Source organism: Streptomyces sp. NPDC059455, from assembly GCF_042750115.1.
Taxonomy (GTDB): Bacteria; Actinomycetota; Actinomycetes; order Streptomycetales; family Streptomycetaceae; genus Streptomyces; species Streptomyces endocoffeicus.
In genome coordinates, this window is the sequence record NZ_JBHYVB010000351.1 from 2,963 (window position 1) to 6,668 (window position 3,706).

3 protein-coding genes are annotated in these 3,706 nt (G+C 73.7%); 1 reads left to right on the forward strand and 2 read right to left on the reverse strand.

Annotated features, from left to right (window positions below; all coding sequences use genetic code 11):
• Positions 1-166 precede the first annotated feature (166 nt).
• A complete protein-coding gene (locus ACFXB5_RS51715) occupies positions 167-850 on the reverse strand; it encodes a TetR/AcrR family transcriptional regulator (protein WP_385222591.1) in 684 nt (227 codons plus the stop codon).
• An 84-nt stretch (positions 851-934) separates the two neighbouring features.
• On the opposite strand from ACFXB5_RS51715, the gene ACFXB5_RS51720 reads away from it, so the two are divergent.
• Complete coding sequence (locus tag ACFXB5_RS51720; RefSeq protein WP_385222597.1) at positions 935-1,834, forward strand: SDR family NAD(P)-dependent oxidoreductase; 900 nt, start codon at positions 935-937, stop codon at positions 1,832-1,834.
• A 29-nt stretch (positions 1,835-1,863) separates the two neighbouring features.
• On the opposite strand, the gene ACFXB5_RS51725 is transcribed toward ACFXB5_RS51720, so the two are convergent.
• Positions 1,864-3,471 (reverse strand): amidohydrolase family protein, encoded by a 1,608-nt coding sequence (locus ACFXB5_RS51725; RefSeq protein WP_385222594.1) that lies wholly within the window; start codon positions 3,469-3,471, stop codon positions 1,864-1,866.
• Positions 3,472-3,706: the final 235 nt, after the last annotated feature.

Consider the following 3,706-nt stretch of genomic DNA (forward strand, 5'->3'; position numbering starts at 1 on the left):
GCGGGCCTGCGGCGGGCGCGCCGCCCCCCCCCCCCGGGGCCCCGGGGCTGAGTCGGTGTGCGGCTCCGCCGCGGCTGTGTCGATGTGCGGCTCCGCCGCGTGGGCGACCAGCCACGACGGCGCCGCAGTCGGCCGACGACGCATCGCGACACTTCCCGCGGAGCGCTTAGGCGTCGCTCGAGGCCGTCGTCTCGGACGACCCCGCGTCGAGGCCGGTGAGGAAGGCGGTGAGGACGCGGCGCAGGCGGGGTTCCACCTCGACGATCGCGTGGGCGAGGCGAGGGTCGGACTCGTAGAGCTCCCGCAGGCGCGGGCCGGGGGTGGCGATCTGCCACAGCGCCCCGGCCAGGCTGGTCGCCGTGGCGACGAGGTCGACGGTCTGGAGCTCGGTCAGTCCGAGCAGCCGTCGTAGCTCGTCGTCGATCAGCTCGATCTCCTCGAGCGTCACCAGTTTGAAGTCGCGCACCGAGTCGATCGACACATTGCGTTCGAGGTTCATGGGCGCCTGGGACAGCAGGTCGCAGAACATCGGCCGGGCCGCCAGCGTGGCGGCGACGACCTCGGCGACCTCGGGGGCCGTGGCGTGCGTCCGGCGTTCCAGCTCGCCGCGCAGCTCGGCGGACCACTGCCGCCAGCCCTCCGCGGTGAGCCTGAGGAAGATCTGCTCCCGGGTCTCGAAGTAGCGCAGCAGGGCCGACTTGTGCATCCCCACGGCCCCGGCGATGTCGGTGAGGGTGACGTCCCGGACCCCGCGCTCGCGGGCGAGGGCACGGGCCGCGTCCAGGATCGCCTCTTCCCGTGCCTGCTTGGCCTGGGCACTGCGCGCACGTTGGAAGGCAGGCGTAGTCATGCCGGACATCATAGGAACCCTTAAGGGAACGGTGTTGCGTAAATAAGAGAACGGTGTTGTACTAACGGTATGAGTTCACAGGTTATGGGTTCACAGGTCTGGTTCATCACCGGTTCGTCGCGCGGTCTCGGCCGCGCCCTGGTCACCGCCGCCCTCGAGGCCGGTGACCGCGTCGTGGCCACCGCCCGGCGCCCCGAGGCGCTCGCGGAGGCGTTCAAGGAGTACGGCGACCGCATCCACCCCCTCGCGCTGGACGTCACCCGCCCCGAGGCGGCGCGCGAGGCCGTCGAGGCGGCGCGCGCCCGCTTCGGGCGCATCGACGTGCTCGTGAACAACGCGGGATACGCGAATGTGGCGCCCATCGAGACCTCGGACGACGAGGACTTCCGCGCCCAGTTCGAGACGAACTTCTGGGGCGTCTACCACGTCACGAAGGCCGCGCTCCCGGTCCTGCGGCAGCAGGGAACCGGCACCGTCGTGCAGATCTCCTCGATCGGCGGGCGGGTCGGCGGATCGCCGGGCATCGCCTCCTACCAGGCGGCCAAGTTCGCGGTGGACGGCTTCAGCCGGGTCCTCGCCGCGGAGACCGCGCCGCTCGGGGTGCGCGTCATGGTCGTCGAGCCGAGCGGTTTCGCCACCGACTGGGCCGGTTCCTCCATGACGGTCCACCCGATCCCCGACGCCTACGACGCGACCGTCGGGGCGATGAACCGGCGGGTGCGGCAGAGCACGGACGGGGCGGCCGGGGATCCTCGGCGCGCCGCCGAGATCATCGTGCGGACCGTCCACCGCGGCGAGGTCCCGGGCCATCTCCCGCTGGGTGTGAACGCGGCGACCATGGCGCGGGACTACTCCCGGAGCCAGCTCGCCGAGGCGACCGCCTGGGAGCAGGTCAGCCGCTCGGCCGACTTCGGCGAGCCGTACCCGGCGGAGCTCCCGGCCGAGGGCGCGGCCGGGGATGCGGCCGAGGGTGCGGCCGCCTGACGGTCTCGGCCGCCCAACGGTCTGGTGCGCTACGCGCGGCGGATCGCGCGCCCCGCGAGGACGTCCGTCCGCCGTCCGTCCTCGATGACGAAACGGCCGTCGATGAGGACGTGGGGGATGCCGGTCGGCAGGGTGCGCGGGGCCTCGAACGTCGAGCCCGCCGCGACCGTCTCCGGGTCGAAGAGGACGAGGTCCGCGCGGTAGCCCTCGCGGATCCGGCCGCGGTCGGGGAGGCGGAGGCGGGCCGCGGGGCGGGCGGTGAGGTGGGCCACGCACTCCTCCAGAGTGAGAACGCCCAGCTCACGGACGTAGCGGCCCAGGTACTGGGGGAAGGTGCCGTAGGCGCGGGGGTGCGGCTTGGCGCCGTTCAGGATGCCGTCGCTGCCGCCGGTGTGGGCGGGGTGCTGCATGATCGCCTGCACGTTCTCCTCGTGCCCGACGTGCTGAAGGATCGCCGGGCCGAGGTGGTCGTCCAGGAGGAGGCGGCGCGCGGTGACCCAGGGGGCCTCGGCCTGCTCGCGGGCGCTCGCGGCGACCGTTTTGCCGACGTATTCGGTGAGGGCCGGGTCGTTCACACCGGAGATCTCGATGGTGTCCCAGTTGATCGGCACCCCGTGGCAGCCGTCCGCTCCCTCCTCCTCCATGACGTGCCGGATGCGCTCGGCCTCGGCGTCGTCGCGCAGCCGCGCGAGGGCCGCGTCGGGGCCGCCCTCGGCCGCCCAGCTCGGCAGCATCGCGGCGAGCGTGGTGCAGCCGGGGAGGTAGGGATAGGTGTCGAGGGTGATGTCGGCGCCGTCGGCGATCGCGGCGTTGAGGAGGGCGAGCAGCTCGGGGGCGCGGCCCTTGTTGAGGTCGAAGTTCATGGTGGCGTGGGCGAGGTGCAGCGCACAGCCCGCCTCCCGGCTGAGGGCCACCATCTCCTCGTAGGCGCGCAGGGCACCGGCGCCGTACGAGCGGTGGTGCGGGCAGTAGTAGCCGTCGTACGCGGCCACGACCCGGCACAGCTCGGTGAGTTCGGCGTCGGAGGCGTACATCCCGGGGGTGTAGGTCAGCCCGGAGGACAGGCCGACCGCCCCCTGCTCCAGCCCCTCCGCCACCAGCGCCTTCATCCGCTCGACCTCGGCGGGCGTCGCGTCCCGGTCCTCCCAGCCGAGGGCGAGCATGCGGACGGTGCCCTGGGGGATGAGATACGCGGCGTTGACCGCGATGCCCTGGCCGTCGAAGCCGTGATCGAGGCGGTCCAGGAACTCGCCGACGGTGCGCCAGGTGAAGTCGATGTCGGAGCCGTCGCCGTTCCAGCCGGTGATGGCGGTACGGATCTGGGCGAGCGTGCGGTCGTCCACGGGCGCGTACGAGAGCCCGTCCTGACCGATGACCTCCAGGGTCACGCCCTGGGCGGCCTTCGCGGAGTGGTCGGGGTCGCGGAGCAGGGCGAGGTCGCTGTGGGCGTGCATATCGATGAAGCCGGGGGAGAGGACGAGGCCGTCGGCCTCCACCATGCGGGGGGCGGTGGGGCGCGCACCACCGCCCTCCGGCACGATGGCGGCGATCCGGCCGCCGTCGACGGCCACGTCTGCCCGATACCGGGCTTGCCCGGTGCCGTCGATGACGTCCGCACCGCGAATGACCAGGTCCATGGGGTTGCCCTCTCTCCCTACCGACCGCGCCTGCGGCGCGCTGACCATTTCCCCACCCACCCGCCCTCACTTGTGTGGGGACCCTCCGGGTCCCCACACCCCACCCGGCCGGGGGGGGGGGGGGGGGCGCCGCCCCCGCGCGCCCCCCCCCCCCCCCCCCCCGGCCGCCCCCCCCCCCCCCCCCCCCCCCCCCCCCCCCCCCCCCGCGCGCGCCCCCCCCCCCGCCCCCCCGCGC